This window comes from Halomonas sp. TD01, assembly GCF_923868895.1.
Lineage (GTDB): Bacteria > Pseudomonadota > Gammaproteobacteria > Pseudomonadales > Halomonadaceae > Vreelandella.
The window spans coordinates 3,460,708-3,486,895 of sequence record NZ_OV350343.1 but is presented as its reverse complement, the minus strand read 5'-3'; the positions used below and the strand labels follow the sequence as shown (position 1 = coordinate 3,486,895).

Here is a 26,188-nt window from a genome sequence, read left to right as displayed (position 1 = left end):
TGTGGGTTATGCCCCCATCTTGCGAGCATGGCGCTTGCCACGATGCGCTAGGGTTCTTAAAATTGCCCCCTTGAACTTAATTTACGCAATCAACATAACGCCCAGCCGCTAGAGGACAATTCATGCAAGTTTCCGTCGAGACGACCTCCCAGATCGAACGCCGTATCACAATTCAGGTGCCGGCCGCCGAAATCGACGAGGCCGTCAGCGCTCGCTTGAAAGACACCGCGAAGAACGTTCGCCTGAATGGTTTTCGCCAAGGCCGAGTGCCGATGGCTGTAGTTCGTCAGCGCTACGGCGACAGCGTGCGCAATGAAGTGGTAGGTGAAGTGATGCGTGAGCGCTATGTGCGTGCCATCACCGAAGAAGGCCTAAACCCTGCCGGATTCCCCCAGATTGAGCCAAAAGTAAATCAAGCTGGCAAAGATCTAGAGTTTGTGGCGGTTATGGAAATTTATCCGCAGGTCGAGCTTGCATCTATCGAAGGCACCGAAGTTGAGCGTCCGGTAGTGACGGTTAACGATGCTGATGTCGACGAAATGATCGATACGCTGCGCAAGCAAAACGCTGCGTGGGAAGAAGTAGACGCCGCTGCCGCTGATGGCGATCAAGTTACCATCGATTTCCAGGGCTTCCTGGGCGATGAGCCGTTTGAGGGTGGAAGCGCTGAAGGCCATGCCCTGGTCATTGGTTCCAATAGCTTCATTCCAGGCTTTGAAGAGCAGTTGATCGGCACGAAAGCAGGTGATGAGAAAACCATCACTGTTACGTTCCCTGAAGATTACCAAGCCGAGCATTTGGCTGGTAACGAAGCCACATTCAAAGTCACTGTTCATAGCGTGAGCAGCCAAGCGCTGCCTGAAGTTGACGCTGAGTTCATTGAGCGTTTCGGTGTTGAAGATGGTGATGAAACCAAATTCCGCGCTGAGATCAAAAAGAACATGACCCGTGAAGCGGCCCAGGCGGTTGATAACCGTGTGAAGCAGCAGGTATTAGATGCGCTGAAAAAAGCGAATGATATTCCTGTGCCAAGTGCGCTTGTCCAGCAAGAAACTGACGGTATGAAACGCCAAGCGGCACAGCAATTTGGTCTTGGCGAAGATTTTGACGTTAGTCAGCTGCCGAATGAGCTGTTCGAAGCACAAGCGAAAGGTCGTGTTCAGGTAGGCTTGTTGTTGGCCGAGGTTATCAAAGCGAATGAGCTAGACGCTGACGATGACGCGATTAAAGCCAAGGTTGAAGAACTGGCAGAGCAGTATCAGGATCCTTCCGAAGTAGTTGAATACTACATGGGCAATGAGCAGCTCAAAACTCAGGTGAAGTCTGCCATTCTGGAAGAAAAGGCCGTTGATAAGCTGCTGGAGCAGGCGAACGTTAAAGACGTTGAAATGTCATACCAGCAAGCACTGGCAGCTGCCCAGCAACAAGCCGAGCAAGATGAAGGTGTTGAAGAAAGCGAGCAAGCTAGCGCCTAACTTTATCGCGTGGCGCACCCAAGATGGGTGCGCTTTCCCTTACCGGACGCAAGGAATCACGAATGAGTGAGTTTGATATTCAAAACGCCGGCGGTTTAGTGCCCATGGTGGTTGAGCAGAGCGCCAAAGGGGAAAGAGCCTATGACATCTACTCACGTCTGCTAAAAGAGCGTGTTATTTTCCTGGTGGGACCAGTTGAAGATTACATGGCGAATTTAGTCGTAGCGCAGCTGCTGTTTCTTGAGTCAGAGAATCCTGATAAAGATATTCACCTTTACATTAACTCGCCTGGTGGATCTGTTACGGCAGGTATGTCTATTTATGACACCATGCAGTTTATTAAGCCTGATGTTTCGACCGTATGTATTGGTCAAGCAGCCAGCATGGGTGCACTGTTGCTGACGGCCGGCGCAGCGGGTAAGCGTTATTGTTTGCCTAATTCTCGTGTGATGATTCATCAGCCGTTAGGTGGCTATCAAGGCCAAGCGTCTGATATCGAAATTCACACTCGTGAGATTTTAGGTATTCGTGAGAAGCTGAATCAGATTTTGGCTCACCACACTGGTCAAGATCTTGAGGCTGTTGCTAGGGATACTGACCGTGACAACTTTATGAGCGCCACTACAGCCCAAGAATATGGCTTGATTGACGCAGTGCTGGATAAGCGGCCTACATCCTGATAGCGTGATAGGATTCTGCTTTTCTAACGAGCTTTTCCGGCGGCGTAAGCCGCCGCAGTGATAGAGGTACGCGAATGGCCGACGGCAAAGGCAAGGACGAAGGTGGCAAGCTCTTATACTGCTCGTTTTGTGGTAAAAATCAAAACGAAGTACGTAAGCTAATTGCAGGCCCGTCCGTATATATCTGCGATGAGTGTGTCGACTTATGTAATGACATCATTCGCGAAGAAGTTCTCGAAGCCGATGCCGAGAGCGATGAAGAGCGTTTACCTACGCCTCGCGAAATACGTCATACGTTAGACGACTATGTCATCGGACAAGATCGCGCCAAAATGGTGCTTTCTGTAGCGGTTTATAACCACTACAAGCGTCTTAAGACGGAAGTGCGCGAAGGCGATGTAGAACTAGGTAAATCAAATATTCTGCTTATTGGTCCTACGGGTAGTGGTAAAACACTGCTGGCGGAAACCATGGCGCGGCTATTGAATGTGCCTTTTACCATTGCCGATGCCACCACGCTGACAGAAGCAGGTTATGTGGGTGAGGATGTTGAGAACATCATCCAAAAGCTTTTGCAAAAGTGTGATTACGACGTCGAGAAGGCTGAGCGAGGCATTGTCTATATCGATGAAATCGATAAGATTTCGCGCAAGTCTGACAACCCTTCCATCACGCGTGATGTGTCGGGTGAGGGCGTCCAGCAGGCGCTACTCAAGTTGATTGAAGGCACAACAGCATCCGTGCCACCTCAGGGTGGTCGTAAGCATCCCCAGCAAGAATTTGTTCAGGTTAATACGGCCAACATTCTGTTTATTGTGGGTGGTGCTTTCGCGGGACTTGATAAAGTTATCCGCGACCGTGCTGAGAAAGGCGGCATTGGTTTCAATGCCAGTGTGAAGAGCAAAGAGTCTTCACGTGGTGTCGGTGAATTGTTAGCAGACGTAGAGCCAGACGATTTAGTGAAATTTGGTTTAATTCCTGAGTTTGTTGGACGTCTACCCGTTATTGCGACGCTCACTGAGCTAAATGAAGATGCGCTGGTGCAGATCTTAACCGAGCCTAAGAACTCGCTGGTTAAGCAGTACGCTAAGCTCTTTGAGATGGAAGATGTCACGCTCGAGTTCAGAGATGATGCGCTGCGTGCTGTCGCAACCAAGGCCATGGAGCGTAAGACCGGGGCGCGAGGGTTGCGGTCTATTCTTGAATCTGTGCTGCTAGATACCATGTATGAGATTCCTTCGCTTGAAGGTGTTAGCAAGGTGGTAATTGATAGTTCAGTGATTGCTGGCGAAAGCGAGCCACTGCTGATCTATTCGCAGCAGGAAGACACTCGTGTTGATGGCACCGATGGCTAGTATCTAAGTGCACGACACGGCCTAGCTTTTACCGCTTGCGCCAAACCAAGGGGTCGCCTAGGCGACCCCTTGTTATTCATAAGTTACTCATGAAATGTTTGCCTAGCCGCTCAGCGCCTAGCGCCATGCTTTTCATACTGTGAGGTACTTGGCTAAGTACCCTTTCAAGTACTCATCCGATTTTGAGGAACGTCTGCGATGCAGCAGAACGCCGATCAGACACAATGTCTACCCCTGTTGCCTTTGCGGGATGTGGTTGTGTACCCGCAAATGGTTATTCCACTTTTTGTTGGTCGTGAGAAGTCCATCCAAGCGTTGGAAGCGGCGATGGAGGCCGACAAACGTGTGCTGCTGGTGGCTCAGCGCGAGGCCTCCCAGGATGAGCCCGATAACGCTGATCTTTATGCCATGGGCACCGTGGCCGATATCATGCAACTGCTAAAATTGCCCGATGGCACTGTGAAAGTGTTGATTGAGGGTAATTTTCGCGCTGACGTTATTGATATTGAAGAGCACGAGGCGGGCTACACCCAAGCTTACTTGGTACCTCGCGAGAGTGAGCCGCTAACCAGTCGAGAGCAAGAAGCGCTGGTGCGTGTGCTGCTCAACCAATTTGAGCAATACGTTAAGTTGTCTAAAAAAGTGCCTAATGAGGTACTCAATTCGCTTTCTGGAATTGAAGACCCAAGCCGGCTGGTCGATACCATCTGCGCGCACCTGTCATTAAAGATAGGCGATAAGCAAGAGTTGCTCGAAATGGATCGCGTACGCGATCGTATAGAGCACTTAATGGCGCTTATCGAGTCAGAAATTGATCTGTTGCAGGTTGAAAAACGCATCCGCTCGCGTGTGAAAGAGCAGATGGAAAAGACCCAGCGCGAGTATTACCTCAATGAGCAGATGAAGGCCATCCAGAAAGAGATGGGTGAGCTGGATAATGTGCCGAATGAGGCTGAAAAATACGAGCAAGCCATCGCCTCATCTGGCATGCCTAAAGAAGCCGCTGAAAAAGCTACGCAAGAGCTTAATAAGCTAAAGATGATGGCTGCTAACTCAGCCGAGGCTACCGTGGTTCGCTCCTATCTAGACTGGCTAATTGCCGTCCCATGGAAGAAGCGTACCCGCGTCAAGCACGACCTAGTGAAAGCTCAGGAAGTGCTGGATCAAGACCATTACGGCTTAGAAGAAGTAAAAGCGCGTATTCTTGAGTATCTTGCGGTACAAAAGCGTGTGCGCAAGATGAAAGGGCCCGTATTATGCTTGGTGGGCCCGCCAGGGGTGGGCAAAACCTCGCTTGGTCAATCCATCGCGCGGGCCACGAATCGTAAGTATGTCCGCTTGGCGTTAGGTGGCGTGCGCGATGAGTCTGAAATTCGTGGTCATCGCCGCACCTATATCGGCTCCTTGCCGGGTAAGTTAATGCAGCGGATGAGTCGTGCTGGCGTTAAAAACCCGCTGTTTTTATTGGATGAAGTCGATAAGCTCGGTATGGATCATCGCGGAGACCCGGCGTCAGCGCTGCTAGAGGTGCTTGATCCTGAGCAAAACAACAGCTTTAGTGATCATTACCTTGAGTTGGACTACGATCTTTCTGAAACGCTATTTATCTGCACTGCTAACTCGATGAATATTCCTGGTCCGCTGTTGGACCGTATGGAAATAATTCGTCTGCCGGGTTACACCGAAGATGAAAAGCTAGCGATCGCGAGACGCTATTTGTTGCCTAAGCAGCAGGAGGCGAATGGCCTCAAAACAGAAGAGCTGGCCCTCAACGATGATGCGCTGCTAGAACTGGTGCGTTATTACACGCGTGAAGCCGGGGTGCGAGAGCTAGAGCGTCAGATAGCTAAAGTGTGCCGTAAGGTGCTGCGTGAGCGCTTAGAAGCCGAGCAGACAACTAGTGGCAAGCAGGGAAGTAAGCTGCAGGCTCAACAGGTGCTGGCAGCTGAAGATATTGAAGCCTATGCCGGTGTTCGCCGTTATAGCTACGGGTTGGCTGAGCAAGAAGATCAAGTCGGCCGCGTGACGGGGCTGGCGTGGACATCGGTTGGCGGCGAATTATTGAATATCGAATCTGTTGTTACGCCCGGCAAGGGGCGTATTAACAAAACCGGCTCACTGGGCGATGTTATGAAAGAGTCAGTGAGTGCGGCGCAAACGGTCGTTAAGGCGCGTGCGAAAGAGTATGGTATTGATCCGCAGCGGTTTGAAAACGAAGACTTGCATATCCATGTTCCAGAGGGCGCTACGCCCAAAGATGGCCCCAGTGCAGGCATTGCCATGGTAACCGCCATTGTCTCTGCTTATACTCAACGCCCTGTGCGTTGTGATGTGGCCATGACGGGCGAAGTGAACCTACGTGGCGAAGTGATGCCTATTGGGGGGCTAAAGGAGAAATTGCTGGCAGCCCGCCGCGGTGGTATAAAGACGGTCTTAATTCCTGAGGAAAATCGTCGGGACCTCAAGGAAGTGCCAGAAAATATTAAAGGGGCTCTTGATATCCGCCCCGTACAGTGGATAGATGAAGTTCTGGCCGTAGCGCTACATAGCGACCCAATTGACGAGAGTGTATCGTTAAAAGGTTCCGATCCGGCTTTTAGTTCAACCGCCGTAACGAGTACCCATTAAGCGTTAATGCTCTACTGAGTTTTAACATTACTTAATAATTTTGCCCAAGGCCTTGAGTTACGGGCATTTCTCGGCACTGTCGCTTGACAGGAGTTTCAAGGCATTGCTATAAAACACAGCTACGCTTTGAAGTTGTATCTAACGGTGGCAGTGCCGTTCAGAGCCATTTTTTTGAAACAGTTAAGGGGTGAAGTGTGAATAAGTCCGAGCTGATTGAAGCTATTGCCGCATCTGCTGATATTCCGAAAGCAGCGGCAACCCGCGCATTGGATGCCATGGTGGAGTCTGTCACCGATAGCCTCAAAAAAGGCGAAAGTGTTTCCCTGGTAGGTTTTGGTACTTTCGCAATTAAAGAGCGTGCCGCACGTACTGGCCGTAACCCGCAGACGGGTCAGCCGATTGAAATTAGCGCTGCAAAAGTTCCCAGCTTCAAAGCCGGTAAAGCGCTGAAAGACGCCGTCAACTAATTGGCTCGCGTTTGCTGTAAGCTAATGGGCGCATCGCATCCGCGATGCGCCCATGTTTTTTTCTGGCCCGCTAGGTTGGGGCGATAGATAGCTGTGATGATCTGAGGCTAGCATGCTGCAAAGTATTCGAGATGGCTCCAGAAGCTGGGGTGCCAAAATAATTATCGGTGTTATGGTTGCTGCCATGGCGCTTTTTGGCGTGGAGTCGCTGTTTAGTGTTTTCGGCGATGACCCGAATGAAGTGGCGAGCGTTAATGGCGAGCCAATTATGCGACAGCAGGTTGAGCTTGAGGTGCAACGTGCACTTCGCTCTGGGCAAGTGCCACCAGAGCAAGAGCGGGCGCTTCGCAATGACGTGCTTGATCAGCTGATAACTCAGCAGCTGCTAACGCAGTATGCTGAAGATGGCGGTGTGTTCGTCTCCGATGCCCAGCTAGATCAAATGATTGTTGGTTTACCAGAATTTCATGATCAAGATGGTCGGTTTTCAGCTGAGATATTCCGGAATCGTCTCGCTGGTGCGGGATATACCCCAGTGGCGTTTCGGGAAGAGCTACGGGCTGATATCAAGCGTCAGCATTTGCAGCAAGGCCTTGCTTTTAGCGACTTCAGTTTGGAAAGCGAGCAGGAGCGTTTAGCTGAGCTACAGCGTCAGCAGCGCAGTTTTCGCTATGTTTTATTAGATGCTAACGATGTAAGCGTTGATGTGGATGTTACTGAAACGCATATGCAGGATTACTTCGACGCAAATCAAGAACGTTTCGAGCGCCCTGAGCAGGTGCGTGTTGAATATGTGCTAGTTGACCGTCAAACCATGGCGGAAAACGTTGAGGTTGACGAACAGCAGTTGCGCGATGCGTGGCGCGAACAGAATCGCAATGCTGATCGACGTGTTTCTCATATCATGGTGACGTTTGGCGACGAGCGCAGCCGCGAAGAAGCGCAAGCACACGCTAACGAGGCCCTAGAAGCCTTGAACAGTGGTGAGTCGTTTGCCGATACAGCACTGCGTTACTCAGATGACACGGCAAGTGCTGAAGAAGGCGGTGACTTAGGAGTTATCAGTCGTGGTTTCTTCGGTGAAGCCTTTGATGAAGCAGCTTTTGCTCTTAATGAGGGTGAGACATCACAACTGGTGGAAATGGATGGTGCATTTCATATCCTTCAGGTAACTGAGCTTGCAGCACCCGCCTTTGAGGAGCAGCGCGAGGCACTTCAGCAAGATGTTGCTCTGCGTGACGTCAGTGATGAGTTCAATCAGCAAGTGCAGCGCTTAATTGATGAGAGTTTTGCTGCCGATGATCTACAAAGCGTAGCGGATGACCTCGGTCTAACGCTTAACCAGACTGACTGGTTAGCACGTGGTGAAGGCGAGGGCGTACTTTCAGAGCCAGGTGTGCTTGATGAGGCCTTTAGTGCTGACGTATTACAGGAAGGCTATAACAGCGAAGTGATCGAGCTTGATGATGATCGGCGTCTCGTGCTGCGTGTTGCGGAGCATCGCGAAGCGACTCAGCTGGCATTAGACGATGTGCGTGATGAGGTCGCGAGTGCGGTTGTTGTTCAACAACGCCAGGAGGCGATTAAGCAAGAGGCATCTCGTATAATAGCGTCTTTGGAAGCTGGTGAGGCCAACGACATTGATTGGCTTGAAGCTAGCAATATCTCACGCCAGTCTGAAAGTGTGCTTCCCCAAACGGTTGTACAGGAGGTGTTTCGTATGCCGCGTCCGCAGGAGGGCGCTAGCATTTATCGCTCTGTGTCACTGCCGGAAAGCGTTGCTATCATAGCGCTTGATAGCGTGTCAGTAGGCGAAGTTGACGAACAGCTTACCTCTTTTGTAGCACAAATGGCTGAGCAACTCCGCGCGCAGTCTGTCATTCAGGGCTTGGTAGACGACCTGCGTAGTGATGCGGAAATTGAACGTTAATTAACGCGTCATCATCACTCCAAGAAAAAGCCGGCCAAGTTAATTTGGTCGGCTTTTTTGATGGCTTTTTCGTGATGTCGCAGCGTTAGGTATTAGGGTGGGTTAGCTAAGGTAAATTGGCGCAGAATAGGCATGGTGTTATGTTCTGTCGTGCGCTCAACCACAATGTCCCAGCCATGTTTGTCATCCCAATCACCAAGAACAAATCGTTTTGCGGGCACATCCTCGACCGTCAAATCATGTACCTTAGGCCGGTGGGTGTGACCATGAATCATGGTAGTGACACCGGAGCGCGCCATCAGCGTTACTACTTCTTCAGGTGTCACGTCCATGATTGCTTCCGCTTTATTCGCGTTAGCATCGCCTGACTGCATGCGCAGGCTCTTGGCAAGTTCCAGCCGCTGATCAAGGGGTAAAGATAAGATCTGCGTTTGCCACTGAGGATCTCTCGACTGTTGGCGGAACGCCATATATGCATCATCTCTGGTGCAAAGGCTGTCGCCGTGCAGAATAACGGCTGGCACGCCCTGGAGTTCCACTGTTTGGCTTTCGGGTAGCAAAGAGGCTTGGCACTCATGGATGAAGCGCTCGCCAATCAGAAAGTCGCGATTGCCGTGCAGGAAGTAAATGGAGGTTCCGTTGCTGCTTAATTTACGCAACCGTTTGATCACTTCCCAGGCAATGCCGCTAAGAGGATGTGGTGTATCAAGGAGGTCATCCCCAATCCAGGCGTCAAATAAGTCGCCTAGAAGATACAGGGCATCAGCCCCTGCAGCGGTGCGCTCTAAGTAACGATAAAACCCCTGATTAATCTCAGGGGTATCACTGCTTAGATGCGTATCAGCTATCAGCAGAGTGCGCATAGAACTCCCAAAATTAGTCGGCTTCTTTAACGTAAGCGCGCTCAATGATGACATCGTCTGCGGGCACGTCAGCATGCATTCCTCGGCGCGTGGTGCTTACACCACGGATGGCGTCTACCACGTCCATGCCTTCGATAACCTCTCCAAACACAGCGTAACCCCAGCCTTGTAGGCTTTTACCACTATGATTCAAGAAGCTATTGTTTCCAACGTTGATAAAGAACTGTGCCGTGGCAGAGTGAGGGTCTTGGGTGCGCGCCATCGCAAGTGTGCCAACAGTGTTTTGTAATCCATTGTCGGCTTCGTTTTCGATTGGGTCACGCGTCGGCTTTTGGTTGAAATCTTGATCGAAGCCACCGCCCTGAACCATGAAGCCATCGATAACACGATGGAACAAAGTGCCATCATAAAAACCATCGCGGACATATTGCTCAAAATTGGCGGCAGTTTTGGGCGCTTTTTCATGATTAAGCGCAATAGTGATGTCACCGTGGTTGGTCTGTAATACGATCATAGATAAATTCCTGTTCAATAAAGGCGTTCGCCTTGGCGCTGTGCATCGGCGTCACGTTATAATAGCGGTTTTGCTTGGCACCGCGAAGCGCAAACCCTAATAGCGTAGGCATTCGTTGCCTAGCCCGCCATCCACCATGAGGTTATCAACACCACCATGACCAACGAGACCACCCCAGCGCCGAACTTTATTCGCAACCAAGTACGCGACGAAATAGAGGGCGGCCAGGTCAGCAAAATTGTGACGCGCTTTCCTCCCGAGCCCAATGGCTTTTTGCATATCGGTCATGCAAAGTCGATATGTTTGAACTTCGGGTTGGCGGAGCAGCTAGGTGGTGAGTGTCATCTGCGCTTTGACGACACCAACCCAGCGAAGGAAGAGCAAGCGTATATTGACGCTATCAAAGAGGATGTCAGCTGGTTAGGCTTTAACTGGGCAGGTCCAGTTCGCTTTGCTTCTGATTATTTCGACCAGCTTTATGCGTGGGCACAGCATTTAATTCGTGAAGACAAAGCCTACGTTGATGACCTTTCACCGGATGAAATTCGTGAATATCGTGGCACACTCACAGCGCCAGGCAAGCCTAGTCCATACCGTGAGCGCAGCGTTGACGAGAACCTCAACCTGCTTGAGCGGATGAAAAACGGCGAGTTTGGCGAAGGTGAAAAAGTGCTTCGGGCTAAAATTGATATGGCATCGCCCAATATCAATCTTCGTGACCCGATCCTTTACCGGATTCGCCATGCCAGCCACCATCAAACAGGCGACAAGTGGAAAATCTACCCGTCGTACGATTTTACCCATGGCCAGTCTGATGCCATTGAAGGCATTACCCATTCAATTTGTACGCTGGAGTTTGAAGACCACCGCCCGCTTTACGAGTGGTTTTTGAATAACTTGCCGGTTCCCGCTAAACCGCGCCAAATCGAGTTTGCTCGACTTAACCTGGACTACACGCTGACCTCGAAGCGCAAGCTAAAGCTGCTAGTTGACGAGCAGATTGTCGATGGCTGGGACGATCCGCGTATGCCAACCATTTCTGGTATGCGCCGCCGCGGCTATACGCCGGCATCCATTCGCAAATTCTGTGAGATGATTGGTGTTACTCGCGCCGATGGCGGCTTAGTGGATATTGCCATGCTAACGCATGCAATTCGCTCTGATCTTGAGGACAATGCGCCGCGAGCAATGTGCGTATTGAAACCGCTTAAGGTGGTACTGACGAACGTTCCTGAAGATCATGAAGAAGTGTATGACGTGCCTGGGCACCCTGCGCGTGACGACATGGCTGTACGTAAGGTGCCGTTTAGTCGCGAGCTGTATATCGACCAAGACGACTTCATGGAAGACGCGCCCAAAAAGTTTTTCCGTTTAGCGCCTGGCAAAGAAGTCCGTCTGCGTAATAGCTATGTGATTCGTTGTGATGACGTTATTAAGAACGAAGCTGGTGACGTGACGGAACTGCATTGTTCAGTGGATTTCGATACCCTGGGTAAAAATCCTGAAGGCCGCAAGGTAAAAGGCGTAATTCATTGGGTGAGTGCTGCCCATGGTGTACCGATGGAAGTACGCTTGTATGACAATTTGTTCACGGTTGAGCAGCCAGATCGTGACAAAGATGTCGACTTTCTCGAGCACCTGAACCCGGACTCTTTGGCGGTGTGCTATGCCATTGGCGAGCCCAGTTTAGCGGATGCTGTCCCAGAAGATCGCTTCCAGTTTGAGCGGGTAGGTTACTTCTGCGCTGACCGTCATGCGTCTAAGCCAGGACAACTAGTGTTTAATCGTACCGTTGGGTTGAAAGATAGCTGGGCGAAAATCAAACAGAAGGGCTAAGGAATCGTCATATGCACATTTATAATACGCTGACACGTCGCAAAGAACCGTTTACCCCGCTGGTGGCGGGTAAAGTTAGCATGTATGTCTGCGGCATGACGGTGTATGACTACTGTCACCTTGGCCACGCGCGGGTCATGGTGGCCTTTGATGTGATAACCCGCTACCTACGTTATCGTGGCTACGACGTTACTTATGTGCGTAACATCACCGACATTGACGATAAAATTCTCAAGCGTGCAGAAGAGAATGGCGAATCGATTAGCGCACTAACTGAGCGTATGATCCAGGCGATGCATGAAGACGAAGCTCGTCTGAGTGTGTTGCCGCCAAGCCATGAACCACGGGCGACAGGACATATCGGTGATATCGTTGCCATGATTCAGACGCTGATTGAGAAAGACTTTGCCTACGCCGCTGCCAATGGTGATGTGTACTACCGAGTACGTAAATTCGCCGACTATGGAAAGCTAAATAATCGTCAACTTGATGATATGCGTTCTGGTGCCCGGGTTGAGGTTGACGTTCATAAAGAAGACCCGCTCGATTTTGTGCTTTGGAAAGCCGCTAAACCGGGCGAAGCACACTGGCATTCTCCTTGGGGCAATGGCCGCCCAGGATGGCATATTGAGTGTTCAGCAATGTCGACGTGCTGCTTAGGCGATACCTTCGATATTCATGGTGGAGGCCCTGATCTTACGTTCCCTCATCATGAAAACGAAATTGCCCAATCAGAGGCAGCGACGGGCAAAACCTACGTCAACACCTGGATGCATGCCGGGGCTGTACGGGTTAACCAGGAAAAGATGTCAAAATCGCTGGGTAACTTTTTTACTATCCGTGATGTGTTGGCTGAGCATGATCCGGAAGTCGTGCGTTTCTTGCTAGTGGCTAGCCACTACCGCAGCCCAATTAACTACTCGGTGGATTCTCTCCATGAGGCTCGCAAATCGCTGACACGTTTTTATACAGCGTTAGAGGGGGTGGAAGTGTTGTCTGGCGGTGGCGGTGATGAGACAGGCTATGCCGAGCGTTTCACCACGGCGATGGATGACGACTTTAATTCGCCTGAGGCGTTAGCGGTGTTATTCGATCTGGCGCGGGATCTTAATCGCGCTAAGAGCGAGTCATCAGAAAAAGCGCAGCATTTAGCATCGGAATTAACACGTCTAGCGGGTGTGTTAGGGCTTCTGCAGCAAAATCCTCAGACCTTTTTGAAAGGTAATCAGCAGCAGGTAGCGCTGAGTGAGGCTGAGATTGAAGCCAAAATAGCGCAGCGTAAGGAAGCAAAAGCGAATAAAGATTTTGCTCAGGCGGATGCTATTCGAGATGAATTAGCGAGCATGGGTATTATCCTGAAAGATTCTCGTGAAGGGACAACGTGGGTGATTGAAGCGCCCTAAGCGTTATCAATGTTAAGCGTGAACACGATGGGGGCATCGAATAGAAGCGTTGTGGACGTCAGGCGCCGTTGATATGGCGTCTGACGTTTACGTGGTTGGCTCTTATACTGAGATGATACCTTCAAGATGCTAACTAATAGGATGACTACTATGCGCTTTACTATAAAATCGACCATCGTCGCTTGTTTATCAGCCATTACTTTTTCAACTGCTTACGCCAGCGCCCCAGTGGTCGTGTCATCTAAAATCGACACCGAAGGGGCCGTGCTGGGTGAGCTGATTATTCAAACGCTAGAACGTGGCGGCGTGCCTACGGAAGATCGCTTACAGCTGGGTGGCACCAGCGTTGTGCGCAGTGCGCTTGAAGCGGGAGAAATCGACCTTTATCCGGAATACACAGGTAACGGCGCTTTCTTCTTTGATATGACCGATAGCCCTGTCTGGAATAGTGCAGAGGATGCTTACCAGACTGTCAAAGAGCGCGACGTGGCGCAGGGGCTGGTGTGGCTTGAGCCTGCTAGCGCCAATAACACTTGGGCAATGAGTATTCGTAAAGATGTTGCGACGGCCAACGGCTTAACGACACTTGTTGACCTTGCGGACTACTTAAACGACGGTGGCGAGTTTAAATTCGCGGCTAGTGCAGAGTTTGTTGAATCCGCTCAGGCACTGCCTGCGTTTCAGGACGCCTATGGTTTCGAACTCAACGATGACCAGTTGCTAGTGCTTTCAGGCGGTAATACGGCGGCTACCATGCGCGCCGCTGCACAGCAGACGAGCGGCGTTAATGGTGCCATGACGTACGGAACCGATGGCGGCTTAAGTGCGTTGGGTCTCGTTGTTTTGGAAGATAATAAGGGCGTACAGCCGGTATACCAGCCGTCGCCGGTAGTGCGTGCCGAGGTACTAGAGACCTACCCCGAGATTGAGACGCTCCTCAACGATGTATTTACCACGCTTGACCTTGTGACGTTGCAAACTCTGAACGCTGATGTAGCGGTGAATGGTTTCTCTCCTGATCAAGTCGCAAGTGACTATCTTGATAGCCTGGATGACTAATGAATGTCACTGATAGACGCTTTGCCAACGCCAACTCGACAGTCCGGGCATTTAAACGCAGTACTGATATGTTTAAGTGCCTGCATGTTAAGCGCTGTTTGGCTGCTGGGCCTTGTTAGCGTTGCGCCTAACCGAATTGTAGCGGGTATATCGTATGGCTTAGTAACGGCGATAGGCTGGCCCGGAGCGCTACTTGTTTCCTTGCTATTTGTCGCCATGGGTGGCTTGGCTATCAGACCAAGCCGCCTTCATTACTGCGCTCAACTATGCATTGTCACCCTGACACTATTATTGATGCCATTCGGGCTGATGGTGGCAGACCACTGGCTGATTGACCCGACACTACCGCAAGCGCGCTTAGGGATTGGAGCTGCCCATTGGGTGGTGCTTTTTTTGCTTTTGCTGTGCTTGGTAGAACTGCGTTTACGCTTGGGGTTATCGCGGCTGTGGACCACGTTATTGCTCAGCAGCGTGGGGGCCGCGTGGTTGGTTTGTGCGGCGCTATGGCTTGATAACTTAGCTCTTGTGCAGGAGTTTCAGGCACGAGACCAGCAGTTTTATCGTGCCATGCAGCAGCATGTGGTGCTGGTCAGCACCGCGGTGAGTATTAGCGTGGTGGTCGGTTTAATTCTCGCTATGCTGATGCGGCGTTACCAACGGCTGCAACGAACAGCTTTTGCATTGCTGAATTTCCTGCAAACGATTCCGAGCTTAGCCCTGTTTGGGTTATTGCTAGCTCCGCTTGCCTGGTTAGCTGCTAACGTGCCTTTTTTAGCTCAGCTAGGTGTCAGCGGTATTGGAACCACCCCCGCGCTGATTGCGCTCATTGCCTACAGCCTGTTGCCGATGGTGCGCAATACCTATATCGCGCTAGATGAAGTCGACTCAAATACCTTAGAAGCGGCTAAGGCGATGGGCATGCGTCCGCGCCAGCGTTTTTGGCAGGTAAGGTTTCCTTTGGCGCTGCCGATACTGTTAGAAGGTGTGCGGATTACGGCTGTACAAGCCATTGGATTAACAGCAGTTGCCGCGTTAATTGGGGCAGGTGGGCTAGGCACGTTTATTTTTCAGGGATTGGGCCAAGCGGCCATGGACATGGTGCTACTTGGCACGCTGCCTATTTTGGTCTTGGCACTTATTGTAGATGCTAGTTTGGGGGCATTAGCCGACGCGCTACGCCCCGGAGGACATGAATGATAGAGCTTTCCCATGTGTCAAAGCACTTTGGAGAGGACACAGCGGTTGACGACATCTCCTTACACGTCGCGAAAGGAAAGTTCTGTGCGCTGGTAGGATCATCCGGCTGCGGAAAATCGACGACGCTACGTATGATTAATCGTTTGATTGAGCATAGTAGCGGCGACATTGTCATCGACGGACAGGCAATAGGGCACTATGACCCGGTTAAACTGCGCCGTCGTATTGGCTATGCGATTCAAAGCACTGGCCTGTTTCCCCACTGGACCGTAGCACGCAACATTGGGCTGGTGCCGCGTTTATTAAAATGGTCTGCCGCTGATGTTAAAGCACGTGTCGAAGAACTGATGCGTTTGTTAGGCCTCCCTACGGAAGAGTTTGCCCATAAGTATCCGCATCAGCTCTCTGGTGGCCAAGCGCAGCGGGTTGGCGTTGCCCGAGCATTAGCGGCAGACCCTGATATTTTGCTGATGGACGAGCCTTTTGGGGCGCTAGATCCGATTACCCGAGAAAAGCTTCAAGACGAATTGGCAAAACTTCAGGCGCAGCTGCATAAAACCGTGGTGTTCGTGACTCACGATATGGATGAAGCGCTTAAACTGGCCGATCATTTAGTCGTTATGCGCGAAGGACGTATTGTTCAGCAAGGGGCACCGCTGGCGCTGCTTCGAAACCCAGCCGACCCGTTTGTAGAGTCGCTACTGGGTGGGCTGGAACGTGGCCTAAAACAGGCAGCATTAACACGCGTGAAAGATCATATGTCATCGCTTGGACAGTCACTGCCTGCCCCTTCGCGTATTCCGGGTGATTTTTCACTGCGCCAAGCGCTTTCAATGATGCTGCGTGACCACTGCGACAGGCTGACGGTTGTCGACCAGCAAGATATGCCGATTGGTGAGTTATCGTTGCGTAAAGTGGTAAAAGAAGCCCAGCTAGACAAGGTGGGTCACCGTGAAGCGTGATCGTGTCTCAGATGATTTACCGATGGCAGCAGGCCCTCGGTGGTTTTGGCCTGTTGGTTGGGCACTATTATTGTTGATAGGCGTAGTGGGTATGCCAGCGTTAGAACCTGGATTTCGCTGGTTAGAGCCTGACGCCCGTCAGGTTATTTACTCCCGCGCTGATTTTGTTTCACTGCTGGCTAGGCACGTATTCGTTGTTGGAATAGCGGCTGTCGTCACGATAGCGGTGGGCGTATTGGCTGGCATCGCGGTAACTCGGCAGTGGGGGCGAGACTTTTTACCCCTTGCTGGGCAGTTAGCCTCGCTTGGTCAGACATTTCCGCCTGTGGCTGTGCTTGCGCTAGCGGTTCCTGTATTGGGTTTTGGAACGTTGCCCATTATCGTGGCGCTAATGCTCTATGGCTTATTGCCGATTGTTCGGAACACGCTAGCCGGACTACAAGATGTCGATGCCAGCCTTAAACAGTCGGCACTTGCCATGGGCATGACCTCCTGGCAGGTGTTGACTCGCGTTGAACTTCCACTAGCCACACCGGTGATTCTGGCCGGTATCCGCACATCGGTCACCATTAATATTGCGACAGCGGCCTTAGGGGCAACTGTCGGTGCCAGCAACTTAGGCGATCCGATCATCGCCGGTATCGTCAATGGCAATATGGCTTATGTGTTACAAGGCGCGTTACTGATCGGGTTACTCGCGTTGACCGTTGATAGTCTGTTTGATGCGTTGCAGCAGCAACTGCGCACTCGTCTCTCTGCGTCTTAAGTTGTATCCCTAAAAGTAGCGGACTGCGTTACTGTCCTTGTGTTGCGTTGATCGAGGTGGCACTTAACCTCGACGAGCTTGACCTATGCTAGATAAATCCACTGGCAAAAATGGTCAACACCAACAACACTGCCCTCAAAAGGGGTAATACAAGGATAATAAACATGACAAAGTATGCACATCAGCCGCTCTTTATGACCGGCGACGAATTCTCAATGGCTACCTTTAGCTTGCTCGACCCAGAGGGCGAGCTTTATGAAGGTGCTAAAGAGCCAGACCTACCTCGTGATCATGCCCGACGGCTTTATCAAGCCATGCTGGCCACTCGTATCTTAGATGAACGTATGATGGCTGCCCAACGCCAGGGGCGGCTTAGCTTTTATATGCAAAGCACGGGTGAAGAAGCGGCCGTTGTTGGTGCAGCTGCTGCGCTAGACGATACCGATATGATCATGGCGCAATACCGTGAGCAAGGCGCATTAATGTATCGCGGATTCTCCATTGATGAGTTTATGAATCAGCTGTTCGGCAACGAGCTGGACTACGGCAAAGGCCGTCAAATGCCGATTCATTACGGCTCGCGCAAACTGCACTATATGACCATATCTTCTCCGCTTGCAACGCAGATTCCTCAGGCGACTGGCTACGCTTACGGTCAGAAATTAGCAGGCGAAGGGCACTGTACCTTAACGTTTTTTGGTGAAGGTGCCGCCTCCGAAGGTGATTTCCACGCCGCGCTGAACATGGCATCAGTTCATCAGGTACCGGTGATTTTTTTCTGCCGTAACAATGGCTATGCCATTTCGACGCCATCAACCGAACAGTTTGCCGCCGATGGCATTGCCCCCAGGGCATTCGGCTATCACATGCATGTGATACGTGTTGATGGGAACGATGCACTGGCGGTTTATGAAGCGACACGCCAAGCTCGCCAAATTGCTGTTGAACAAAACAAGCCTGTGCTGATTGAAGCAATGTCTTATCGTCTTGCTGCTCACTCCTCTTCTGATGACCCTTCCGGCTATCGTGCTAAAAGCGAGGAAGAAGCGTGGCGGTTAAAAGACCCCATATTGCGCATGCAGAAATGGCTGGTTAAAAAAGGCTGGTGGAGCGAGGAAGAGGAAGCTAGCCAGCAGGAAACGCTGCGTCGCGAAGTACTGGATACCATGAAGCGGGCAGAAAAGCGTTCGTCCCCCTCCTTGGATTCACTGATTACCGATGTTTATGCCGATATAACCCCTGAGTTACAGCGTCAATTTGATCAGCTTAAGCGCCATATTCGCCGTTATCCAGAGGCTTACCCGCGTGGTGCGCGGTCGCTAGACCTTGAGGTGAATACGTCCACAGATTCCGGGGAGGCATAACATGCCCACAATGAACATGCTCCAGGCGATCAACAATGCGCTTGATATCGCCATGGCTGAAGACGAAAAAGTTATCTGTTTTGGTGAAGATGTGGGTGTTTTTGGCGGTGTATTCCGTGCCACTAGCCATTTGCAGGAAAAGTATGGTAAATCGCGCTGCTTTAACACACCGCTGGTAGAGCAAGGCATTATTGGTTTTGCCAATGGGTTGGCTGCCCAAGGCTCGGTGCCTGTTGCTGAAATACAGTTTGCCGACTACATCTTTCCTGCCTTTGATCAAATCGTTAATGAATCTGCGAAATTCCGCTACCGCTCTGGGGATTTATTCAATGTGGGTGGATTAACCATCCGCACGCCCTATGGCGGTGGTATCGCGGGGGGGCTCTACCATTCACAATCACCAGAGGCTTATTTCACACATACACCTGGCTTAAAAGTTGTTGTGCCGCGTAATCCTTACCAAGCGAAAGGGTTGCTGCTTGCTGCAATTCGCGACCCCGATCCGGTACTTTTCTTAGAACCTAAGCGGCTTTATCGAGCCTCAGTGGGGGAGGTGCCCCAAGAAGATTATCAGCTTCCTATTGGTGAAGCTGAGGTCACCAAAGAGGGTACTGATATCACGCTGGTGGGTTGGGGCGCGCAAATGGAAGTCATCGGCAAAGCCGTCGAGCTTGCCGAAGAGCAGGGCATTGCCTGTGAAGTGATCGATCTGCGCACGTTGCTGCCATGGGACGCGGATACCGTCGTTGAGTCTGTTCTAAAAACAGGACGTTTGATCGTCAGCCATGAAGCGCCGTTAACGGGCGGCTTTGCGGGTGAAATCGCCGCGACGATCCAAGAACGCTGTTTTCTCTATCTGGAATCGCCGATTGCTCGGGTAACGGGGCTAGATACACCTTTCCCGTTAGTGCTGGAGAAAGAGTATTTGCCCGATCATTTGAAAATTTTTGAAGCGATTCGCGAAAGCGTTAACTTTTAACGCCAGGGAGAAAAATAATGAGCGATTTCATGCTGCCGGATATCGGCGAAGGCATTGTCGAGTGTGAAGTGGTGGAGTGGCGCGTTGCGGAGGGCGATCGGATTGAGGAAGATCAGCCAATTGTCGAGGTGATGACCGACAAAGCACTAGTAGAAATTACCGCTCCCGAAGCAGGTGTCGTCACCAAGCTTTATGTTGCCCAGGGGAAAATTGCCAAAGTACACGCTCCGCTGTATGCCTACCAAGCAGAAAATGACACGCAAGAAGCGGACGCGACGGAACAAGTTAACGAGCCGCAGTCATCTGTAGCTGACGCTGCCAGTGGTTCAAAGGTGGTTGAACCAGCCGCTGTGGCGACCAGTACCAGTACTAGTAGCGGTAAAGTGCCTGCCAGTCCAGCAGTGCGACGTCTTGTTCGTGAACATCAGCTTGAGTTAAGTGCCATTGCTGGTAGTGGTAAAGATGGCCGGGTATTAAAAGAAGACGTGCTGGCGCACCTGAATCAGCCCACTACAGCTCCTGCTCAAGTAACAACGCCAGTAACGCAAAGTGCCCAGTCGCCTCGTGTTGAGCCGCTTCGCGGCGTGCGTGCGGTGATGGCGAAAAGAATGGTTGAGGCAGCCAGCTCTATTCCGCATTTTCACTATGGCGAAGAGATCGATGTGACCGATCTGCTGGCGCTACGTGAGCGCCTGAAGCCACGGGTAGAGGCTCTGGGTGAGCGGCTAACACTAATGCCCTTCTTTATGAAGGCAATGGCGCTAGCGGTTACTGAGGCGCCGATCATCAATGCCCAGCTAAACGCGGAAGGCAACGAGCTGCACTACTACGAACAGTGCAATATCGGCATGGCGGTGGATAGCAAAGCAGGTTTACTGGTGCCCAATGTGAAAAGTGTTGAGCGTCTAACGCTGCTAGGCATTGCCCGTGAAGTGGGTCGTTTAACCATCGCGGCACGAGAAGGGCGTGTCGATCAGGCGGATCTCAAAGGGGGCACCATTAGTATTTCTAACATTGGTGCGCTTGGCGGAACCTATGCAGCGCCTATCATCAATGCGCCGGAAGCGGCGATAGTGGCCATCGGCAAAACCCAATGGTTACCGCGCTTTGACGAGCAGGGTGAGGTTCAGCGACGGGCAATTATGACCATCACCTGGGCAGGTGATCACCGCTTTATTGATGGTGGCACCATCGCCCGGTTTTGCAATGCCTGGAAAGGTTACCTCGAAGCGCCTGAAACCATGCTGCTGCACTTGGGCTAGGGTAGCTAGACGTTGGATAGCCAGAGGTTGATTAGAAAGGAATGATGAATGTCTCAGGCACCACTCCAGCAGTTTTATATACCGGAAGAGCAATCGGTATATCTACTCAGCCATCACGATGCTCGTAAGCTTAAAGACTGGGTAGCACTGTGTCAGGCACAGCTCGCTCAGTTGGGCTATACGGGGATTGAGTTGGTTGGTAAAGGTGCCTATGGCTTTGTATTTGCGGGCAGCGCACAACACCAAGGTGTGCCTGCCCACTACGTGTTTAAATTCTCACGTATTACGCTGCCCACCCATTTACAAGAACGCCTTGAAGAAGAGGCGTTTATGCTTGATCAGGTTTCCCACCCGCGCATACCGAAGCTCGTGGCTTATCAGCGCTCCCGGGGCCAGTCAATCCTGGTGATGGAGCGTGCGCCTGGTTGGAACCTTGAGCAGGTATCACTAAAAGAAGGTCGCCTTTCCCCTCGTTTGGTGGTCCACATTGCCAACCAGTTGGCTGATATTCTCTCAGCATTGCGCCAAGAAACGGGCCCCAATGCACGTCCCGTAGTGCATGGTGACATCAAGCCGTCAAACCTAGTGTTCGATCCTGATACTGAGTCCATTGCGTTGATTGACTGGGGATCGTCTGTGTTTGCTCAGTTAGACGAAAAGCTACAGTTTGTTGGGGCAAACGTGATGGAATTAATGTCTGATAACTTGCAGCAAACCAATGCTCGGCTGGGCGATGTCTACTTTATTGGCGAAGAGCAGCTCAACGGAGCGCTATCATCGCCACGTTTCGACGAACAAGGAGCCGCAGGAACGCTGTACGCATTAGCATCTGCACAATCTTGCCGCTTTGGACACCGTGCTATTCCCGCCTGCTCACTGGGTCTACCTTTGGAGTTTGCCCGCACCTTGGATGGTATGCTCGACCCCGACCCCCAGGTACGCCATAAAGCAGGGGATTATTATTTACAGGCGATGTCCCGCATGGCCAAAGTGGTGATGGTAGATTTGCCCATCCCCCGACAAACATCGCTAGTGCCTGTCTGGGGCCGTCCGGCGCACCAAGAGATTGATACGGTCGTTTACAGCTCCCGGAAGGCGTTTCTGCGCGAAGCGAATGCAGAAGAAACACTTAATGATGTTAACGATGTGCAGCTAGATCGTTATTACAAGCAATTTATGCAGGGTATGGGGGAAACTGAAAAGGCCTTTTTGGCGTCGGTGAGTCGTTTGGGGAAATACCCGGTTGTAGGTGGTTTAGCGGTGCGTTGGGAGCGGGAGGGCGTGTATATAGACTCTTCGCTTAACCTACACGATCCCGCGTTAAAGCCAGCGTTTATTCAAGCCGTCAATAACATGGTGCACTTGGCGCGTGCCATTCACCGCCAAGGGGTGTTTAAAAGTTGCTTATTTAATGCGCGTCAAACGCTGCATTTAGAACGTGCAAATGCAGAAGAGCCTTTTAATTGTGACCCTGGTACCGCCATTGACTACGAGCTGAGCGCGGTTCCTGAAATGGAAGACCGCACACGTCAGCATAGCTACTTTGAAGACGGCCCTGATCCGGAAGAGCTACTCGTCCTGCCAGACACCATTATGCAAATACTCCAACGGCTTAATGAGATTCATCACACCGGCATGATTATATTTGAGGCGTTGCCGAAGCATCTTAAAATCCATAGCTATTACCGGCTTCTGGATCCTAGCCGAGAGTCAGAGTTTCGTGCCTTGCTGGCGCGTATGCTGGCGTCTGTAAGCCAGATAGAGGGGTTAGGCGTGTCCGGCTTTATGAAAATGCCTTACAAAGACACGCGATTTTTTACCCATTTAGAGTGCCAGCCTGAACATTTTTACCCAAAAGACCCGCGTGATTTTTTAAGAAAGACGCCGTCAATCGGCGGCTCTCAGACTGCTTGATTGCGTTGCGATCCATGCTGAAAGCTGCTCAGCTAGCGCGTCGCTGGCCTCACCAAAAGCATTCACGACGTCCGGAATCTCTACGTTATCCGCGCGGGTGCGGATGGTAAAACTGGTCGCTGCTAGCGGTTTTCGGTGTTGTGTATTCACAAGCTGCACATCTAACTGAAGATGAATACTGGGTGGAGAAGCGTCGTACTCACTTTGGAAATGGCGCAGCTCGCTAAGTAGCAGTAAATCATGGGGCAATCGGTCGCTACTCACGCTGGTGAATAGTTGGCGCTGCTGTAGGTCTGAAATTAAGCGCGCTTGAAGCATATCAGGGGCGTCTTCATGCCAGCGTGCACCCTCATACACATTCACTACATTACCTTCTGGGTATACCACAATACGGTTGCTGTTAAGCAAGTGACCTGCCCCCGGAGTGGCAATGCCCAGCCGTAAGGGGAGGGTGGCGGCCGCTTGCGCAGCTGGAGAGGCAGACGACGGCAACCGATAGAGCGTTGCGGGGGTGCTTTCGGGCAGTATTGAACAGCCTGCGTTTAATAAAAGCGCCGCTAATGTGATGATGCTAAACGTTGCGCGCAAGCTCATGGACGAAACTCCTCTACCTGATCCCGGCCCAGGAAAAAGTCTGCCGGACTCTCTTCAAGCTGGCGAGTAATACGATCAAGGTTGTTAAGTGTGGAACGTAGGGCTGAAAGGGCTGGAGCAATGTCTTGCGCCCCTTGCAGCGTGCTGTCGACAGCCCCTGCATTATCGTTAACTAGCTGTTCAATTCGTTGCGCGGCACTGGCCACATCGCGACTAGCGCTTTCAGCGCTTTGCATCATTTGCTGACCATCTTGACGTAATAGCAGGGTCGTCTCCTGGCTGAGAGTATCGATACTCTCAAGAGTAGCCGTTGCTTGTCGTGACACCTCGCCGAACAGTGCCATATTTTGATCAAGCGCTGTTTGTTGTGAAGCGATCATCTCTGTGATTTGCGCAATACTCGTCAAAATAGTGCCGGCTTGTTCGCGGTTGCCGTCATTAAATAGTTCATTAACGTTTATCAGAATAGAATTAATGTTTTGAACCATTGTTTCGCCTTCATCAAACAGAGTGGCGATCGGCGAAGGATCTGCGTTGATAAACGGTGCCATGCTGTCCGTTTGGTTTACAAGGCGAGGGCTTTCTGGGGTGCCTCCATACAGCTGAACCGACATGCTGCCAGTAATGCTTGCAAACGCAAGCTTGGCGCGGGTATCTGTCTTAACCGGCGTGTCCTCATAGACACGCACACTGGCAATAACTTGTCGGGGGTCGTCGGGGTTTAGTGTCAGTTCGGTGACATCGCCTACTTCAATGCCGTTGTACTGCACCTTACTGCCAATTGATAAACCACTAACACTGCGCTCGAACAGAATCCGGTAAGGCTGGTAGTTACGCTCTCCTGCGGCATAGCTCATCCACAGCGCAAACAGAAGTGCTGCTGCGGCAGATAATAGGGTAAATAAGCCTATGACGATGTGATGGGCACGGGTTTCCATTGATAACTTACTCCTTTAAACCTGCCGTTGATGCGTTAGCGGCGTATTGAGCGGCACGCCCGCGAGGTCCATTAAAGTAGGCTTGCACCCACTCATCGTCAGTATTGGCGACATTTTCAAGCGTATCTGCCACTAACACGCGTTTCTGAGAAAGTACGGCGACTCGGTCGCAGGTGGCATAGAGCGTATCTAAATCGTGGGTAACTAAAAAAACGCTAAAGCCTAATGCATCGCGCAGTGTGACTAATAGCTGGTCAAAGGCGGCTGCTCCGATAGGATCAAGGCCCGCGGTTGGCTCATCAAGAAACAAAATATCAGGATCAAGCGCCAGCGCACGAGCCAGTGCGGCACGCTTTACCATGCCGCCCGATAGAGATTCAGGAAACTGCAGTGCCGCCTTAGCGGGTAGCCCAACTAAAGAGAGTTTGATGCGTGCTAGGTATTCGGCATCTTTGCGCGACAGTTTGGCGTGCTCAATAAGCGGCAAGGCAACATTTTCTTGCAAATTCAGCGAGCTAAATAAAGCCCCCCGTTGAAACAGCACGCCAAAGCGGCGCTCTATCTGGCTACGTTGCTGTCCATTTAGCTCGTTAAGGCGAGATCCCAGGACATCGATAGTGCCTTCATTTGGGCGCTTCAAACCTACAATACTTCTTAACAGTACGGATTTGCCGGTTCCTGAGCCGCCCACCACGCCGAGAATTTCCCCACGCCTTAGTGTTAAATCGAGAGCCTCATGAACTACAACAGAGCCAAAGCGATTGACTAGCCCCAGAACGTTGATAACAGGTTGCTCGTTGTGTTCGGATTGAGCATGCGTCGTGGTTACCATCCCAGCTCCATAAAGAACAGTGCGGCGAGCGCATCAATAAGGATGACCATAAAAATTGATTGCACGACGCTAGAAGTGGTGTGAACGCCTACAGATTGTGCGCTACCGCTTACCTTAAAGCCTTCAAGGCAACCAATGACGGCGATAACAAACGCAAACACGGGTGCTTTGCTAAGGCCCACTAAAAAATGGCTGACGGATACATCTTTTTGTAACGTGGTCATGAACTGGCTAACCGATATATCCAACGAAAGCGTTGCCACCATGGCCCCGCCGACGAGTCCACTCAGCATTCCCACAAAAGCGAGCAGAGGCAGGCTAATAAGCAAGGCGATTACCCGGGGGAGTACTAAAAGTTCTATAGGATCAAGCCCTTGGGTTTGAAGAGCGTCAATCTCTTCATTGGACTTCATGGCGCCTAATTGGGCAGTAAAGGCGCTAGCAGTGCGACCCGCCAACAAAATTGCCGCCAGCAACACACCAAACTCACGTAAAAAAGAGAAGGCTACTAAATCAATCGTGTATACCGTGGCCCCAAAGTCTTGAAGCACGGTGGCTCCCAGAAAGGCCACCACCGCGCCCACCATAAAGGTCAGCAGCGCAACAATGGGTACTGCATTTAGTCCGCTTTGATGAATATGCGCGACTGTCGCAGTGAAACGCCAACGATGAGGGCGAAGTAGTAGAGAAAACAGCGTTGCCAGCACTAGCCCAATAAACGCTAAAAGCTGGCGCTGTTGCGACCACAGCCCCACCATTTGCTGGCCAACCGCCGCCAATGCATCGGTGATACGATTGTGACTTGGGGGCGTGATATCGAGAGGCGTCTCCATTGCCTCAGCAACACGCACTAATAGCGCCTGCTGTTTTTCGGATAACGAACTTGCCGCTTGTTGCTTGGCGTTCTCGATGCCCAGTAGCTCAACGATTAACGCAGCACCCGCCGTGTCTAGCTGAGTAATACCGCCCAGCGAGATAGCGTGATTATTGGCGCTGCCACTATGCTTAGCCACCAACGATTTTAGTGTCTGGTAATGAACAAGCGTCCACTCATGTTGGAGCGATAGGTCGCCACTTTCGCGTGTTATCCATTCGTTTGGCATCCCTGCTCCTCATCGGCATTCACGACAGTGGTAACACTATGATGCATTCAAACAAGCGTTAGTTAAA

Annotated in this window: 22 protein-coding genes; 16 read left to right on the top strand and 6 right to left on the bottom strand. The window is 51.4% G+C overall.

Annotation, left to right across the window (positions count from 1 at the left end):
- Window positions 1-122: 122 nt before the first annotated feature.
- From tig to L1X57_RS15765, 6 genes are all read left to right on the top strand, one after another.
- The gene (gene tig, locus L1X57_RS15790; RefSeq protein ID WP_009724298.1) at window positions 123-1,475 is read left to right on the top strand and encodes a trigger factor; all 1,353 of its coding nucleotides are present in this window, start codon (window positions 123-125) and stop codon (window positions 1,473-1,475) included.
- 62 nt (window positions 1,476-1,537) lie between these two features.
- Entirely contained in the window at window positions 1,538-2,155 is a 618-nt protein-coding gene (clpP, locus tag L1X57_RS15785) for an ATP-dependent Clp endopeptidase proteolytic subunit ClpP (RefSeq protein WP_009724299.1), read from the top strand.
- A gap of 74 nt (window positions 2,156-2,229) precedes the next feature.
- Window positions 2,230-3,510, top strand: a complete 1,281-nt coding sequence (gene clpX / locus L1X57_RS15780; RefSeq protein ID WP_009724300.1) for an ATP-dependent Clp protease ATP-binding subunit ClpX — start codon at window positions 2,230-2,232, stop codon at window positions 3,508-3,510.
- 198 nt (window positions 3,511-3,708) lie between these two features.
- Window positions 3,709-6,138 carry an endopeptidase La gene (gene lon, locus L1X57_RS15775; protein WP_009724301.1) on the top strand — a complete coding sequence of 810 codons (2,430 nt, stop codon included), beginning with the start codon at window positions 3,709-3,711 and terminating at the stop codon, window positions 6,136-6,138.
- Between the two features lie 194 nt (window positions 6,139-6,332).
- On the top strand, window positions 6,333-6,605 hold the full coding sequence (locus L1X57_RS15770) for an HU family DNA-binding protein (protein ID WP_009724302.1): 273 nt from the start codon (window positions 6,333-6,335) through the stop codon (window positions 6,603-6,605).
- Between the two features lie 112 nt (window positions 6,606-6,717).
- Window positions 6,718-8,535: a SurA N-terminal domain-containing protein gene (locus L1X57_RS15765; RefSeq protein ID WP_009724303.1), complete on the top strand. Its 1,818-nt coding sequence runs from the start codon at window positions 6,718-6,720 to the stop codon at window positions 8,533-8,535.
- Between the two features lie 92 nt (window positions 8,536-8,627).
- Here the strand turns inward: L1X57_RS15765 and L1X57_RS15760 are convergent, their stop codons facing one another.
- Both L1X57_RS15760 and L1X57_RS15755 read right to left on the bottom strand, forming a co-directional pair.
- On the bottom strand, window positions 8,628-9,398 hold the full coding sequence (locus L1X57_RS15760) for a UDP-2,3-diacylglucosamine diphosphatase (RefSeq protein WP_009724304.1): 771 nt from the start codon (window positions 9,396-9,398) through the stop codon (window positions 8,628-8,630).
- Between the two features lie 13 nt (window positions 9,399-9,411).
- On the bottom strand, window positions 9,412-9,912 hold the full coding sequence (locus L1X57_RS15755) for a peptidylprolyl isomerase (RefSeq protein WP_009724305.1): 501 nt from the start codon (window positions 9,910-9,912) through the stop codon (window positions 9,412-9,414).
- Between the two features lie 156 nt (window positions 9,913-10,068).
- On the opposite strand from L1X57_RS15755, the gene L1X57_RS15750 reads away from it, so the two are divergent.
- The 10 genes from L1X57_RS15750 (at window position 10,069) to L1X57_RS15705 (ending at window position 22,654) form a co-directional block, all read left to right on the top strand.
- Window positions 10,069-11,748, top strand: a complete 1,680-nt coding sequence (locus L1X57_RS15750) for a glutamine--tRNA ligase/YqeY domain fusion protein (RefSeq protein WP_009724307.1) — start codon at window positions 10,069-10,071, stop codon at window positions 11,746-11,748.
- An 11-nt stretch (window positions 11,749-11,759) separates the two neighbouring features.
- Window positions 11,760-13,151 carry a cysteine--tRNA ligase gene (cysS, locus tag L1X57_RS15745; RefSeq protein WP_009724308.1) on the top strand — a complete coding sequence of 464 codons (1,392 nt, stop codon included), beginning with the start codon at window positions 11,760-11,762 and terminating at the stop codon, window positions 13,149-13,151.
- A gap of 150 nt (window positions 13,152-13,301) precedes the next feature.
- Entirely contained in the window at window positions 13,302-14,210 is a 909-nt protein-coding gene (gene osmF, locus L1X57_RS15740; protein WP_009724309.1) for a glycine betaine ABC transporter substrate-binding protein OsmF, read from the top strand.
- A 3-nt stretch (window positions 14,211-14,213) separates the two neighbouring features.
- The gene (locus L1X57_RS15735) at window positions 14,214-15,407 is read left to right on the top strand and encodes an ABC transporter permease (protein ID WP_039869585.1); all 1,194 of its coding nucleotides are present in this window, start codon (window positions 14,214-14,216) and stop codon (window positions 15,405-15,407) included.
- Window positions 15,404-16,369, top strand: a complete 966-nt coding sequence (locus L1X57_RS15730) for an ABC transporter ATP-binding protein (protein WP_009724311.1) — start codon at window positions 15,404-15,406, stop codon at window positions 16,367-16,369. The genes L1X57_RS15735 and L1X57_RS15730 overlap by 4 nt, the downstream gene beginning before the upstream one ends.
- A 22-nt stretch (window positions 16,370-16,391) precedes the next feature.
- Window positions 16,392-17,135, top strand: coding sequence for an ABC transporter permease (locus tag L1X57_RS15725; RefSeq protein WP_039869673.1), 744 nt, complete (start codon window positions 16,392-16,394; stop codon window positions 17,133-17,135).
- 164 nt (window positions 17,136-17,299) lie between these two features.
- Window positions 17,300-18,499: a thiamine pyrophosphate-dependent dehydrogenase E1 component subunit alpha gene (locus L1X57_RS15720; protein WP_009724313.1), complete on the top strand. Its 1,200-nt coding sequence runs from the start codon at window positions 17,300-17,302 to the stop codon at window positions 18,497-18,499.
- A gap of 1 nt (window position 18,500) precedes the next feature.
- Window positions 18,501-19,478, top strand: a complete 978-nt coding sequence (locus tag L1X57_RS15715) for an alpha-ketoacid dehydrogenase subunit beta (protein ID WP_009724314.1) — start codon at window positions 18,501-18,503, stop codon at window positions 19,476-19,478.
- A 17-nt stretch (window positions 19,479-19,495) separates the two neighbouring features.
- Window positions 19,496-20,740, top strand: coding sequence for a 2-oxo acid dehydrogenase subunit E2 (locus L1X57_RS15710; RefSeq protein WP_009724315.1), 1,245 nt, complete (start codon window positions 19,496-19,498; stop codon window positions 20,738-20,740).
- A 48-nt stretch (window positions 20,741-20,788) separates the two neighbouring features.
- Window positions 20,789-22,654: a serine/threonine protein kinase gene (locus L1X57_RS15705; RefSeq protein ID WP_009724316.1), complete on the top strand. Its 1,866-nt coding sequence runs from the start codon at window positions 20,789-20,791 to the stop codon at window positions 22,652-22,654.
- Here the strand turns inward: L1X57_RS15705 and L1X57_RS15700 are convergent.
- From L1X57_RS15700 to L1X57_RS15685, 4 genes are read right to left on the bottom strand one after another with little or no spacing between them, the layout of a single operon-like run.
- Window positions 22,628-23,248, bottom strand: a complete 621-nt coding sequence (locus tag L1X57_RS15700) for an ABC-type transport auxiliary lipoprotein family protein (RefSeq protein WP_009724317.1) — start codon at window positions 23,246-23,248, stop codon at window positions 22,628-22,630. The two genes, L1X57_RS15705 and L1X57_RS15700, sit on opposite strands and share 27 nt — an antisense overlap.
- Complete coding sequence (locus tag L1X57_RS15695; RefSeq protein ID WP_009724319.1) at window positions 23,245-24,186, bottom strand: MlaD family protein; 942 nt, start codon at window positions 24,184-24,186, stop codon at window positions 23,245-23,247. The genes L1X57_RS15700 and L1X57_RS15695 overlap by 4 nt, the downstream gene beginning before the upstream one ends.
- A gap of 7 nt (window positions 24,187-24,193) precedes the next feature.
- The gene (locus L1X57_RS15690) at window positions 24,194-25,018 is read right to left on the bottom strand and encodes an ABC transporter ATP-binding protein (protein WP_009724320.1); all 825 of its coding nucleotides are present in this window, start codon (window positions 25,016-25,018) and stop codon (window positions 24,194-24,196) included.
- Window positions 25,012-26,121 (bottom strand): MlaE family ABC transporter permease, encoded by a 1,110-nt coding sequence (locus tag L1X57_RS15685; protein WP_009724321.1) that lies wholly within the window; start codon window positions 26,119-26,121, stop codon window positions 25,012-25,014. Before L1X57_RS15685 ends, L1X57_RS15690 begins: the two co-directional genes overlap by 7 nt.
- Window positions 26,122-26,188 lie beyond the last annotated feature (67 nt).

Excerpts from the sequence above, each read along its gene's own strand:
- tig (WP_009724298.1), top strand. The coding sequence starts at position 123 with ATGCAAGTTTCCGTCGAGACGACCTCCCAGATCGAACGCCGTATCACA.
- clpP (WP_009724299.1), top strand. The coding sequence starts at position 1,538 with ATGAGTGAGTTTGATATTCAAAACGCCGGCGGTTTAGTGCCCATGGTG.
- clpX (WP_009724300.1), top strand. The coding sequence starts at position 2,230 with ATGGCCGACGGCAAAGGCAAGGACGAAGGTGGCAAGCTCTTATACTGC.
- lon (WP_009724301.1), top strand. The coding sequence starts at position 3,709 with ATGCAGCAGAACGCCGATCAGACACAATGTCTACCCCTGTTGCCTTTG.
- L1X57_RS15765 (WP_009724303.1), top strand. The coding sequence starts at position 6,718 with ATGCTGCAAAGTATTCGAGATGGCTCCAGAAGCTGGGGTGCCAAAATA.
- L1X57_RS15760 (WP_009724304.1), bottom strand. The coding sequence starts at position 9,398 with ATGCGCACTCTGCTGATAGCTGATACGCATCTAAGCAGTGATACCCCT.
- L1X57_RS15755 (WP_009724305.1), bottom strand. The coding sequence starts at position 9,912 with ATGATCGTATTACAGACCAACCACGGTGACATCACTATTGCGCTTAAT.
- L1X57_RS15750 (WP_009724307.1), top strand. The coding sequence starts at position 10,069 with ATGACCAACGAGACCACCCCAGCGCCGAACTTTATTCGCAACCAAGTA.
- cysS (WP_009724308.1), top strand. The coding sequence starts at position 11,760 with ATGCACATTTATAATACGCTGACACGTCGCAAAGAACCGTTTACCCCG.
- osmF (WP_009724309.1), top strand. The coding sequence starts at position 13,302 with ATGCGCTTTACTATAAAATCGACCATCGTCGCTTGTTTATCAGCCATT.
- L1X57_RS15735 (WP_039869585.1), top strand. The coding sequence starts at position 14,214 with ATGTCACTGATAGACGCTTTGCCAACGCCAACTCGACAGTCCGGGCAT.
- L1X57_RS15730 (WP_009724311.1), top strand. The coding sequence starts at position 15,404 with ATGATAGAGCTTTCCCATGTGTCAAAGCACTTTGGAGAGGACACAGCG.
- L1X57_RS15725 (WP_039869673.1), top strand. The coding sequence starts at position 16,392 with ATGGCAGCAGGCCCTCGGTGGTTTTGGCCTGTTGGTTGGGCACTATTA.
- L1X57_RS15720 (WP_009724313.1), top strand. The coding sequence starts at position 17,300 with ATGACAAAGTATGCACATCAGCCGCTCTTTATGACCGGCGACGAATTC.
- L1X57_RS15715 (WP_009724314.1), top strand. The coding sequence starts at position 18,501 with ATGCCCACAATGAACATGCTCCAGGCGATCAACAATGCGCTTGATATC.
- L1X57_RS15710 (WP_009724315.1), top strand. The coding sequence starts at position 19,496 with ATGAGCGATTTCATGCTGCCGGATATCGGCGAAGGCATTGTCGAGTGT.
- L1X57_RS15705 (WP_009724316.1), top strand. The coding sequence starts at position 20,789 with ATGTCTCAGGCACCACTCCAGCAGTTTTATATACCGGAAGAGCAATCG.
- L1X57_RS15700 (WP_009724317.1), bottom strand. The coding sequence starts at position 23,248 with ATGAGCTTGCGCGCAACGTTTAGCATCATCACATTAGCGGCGCTTTTA.
- L1X57_RS15695 (WP_009724319.1), bottom strand. The coding sequence starts at position 24,186 with ATGGAAACCCGTGCCCATCACATCGTCATAGGCTTATTTACCCTATTA.
- L1X57_RS15690 (WP_009724320.1), bottom strand. The coding sequence starts at position 25,018 with ATGGTAACCACGACGCATGCTCAATCCGAACACAACGAGCAACCTGTT.
- L1X57_RS15685 (WP_009724321.1), bottom strand. The coding sequence starts at position 26,121 with ATGCCAAACGAATGGATAACACGCGAAAGTGGCGACCTATCGCTCCAA.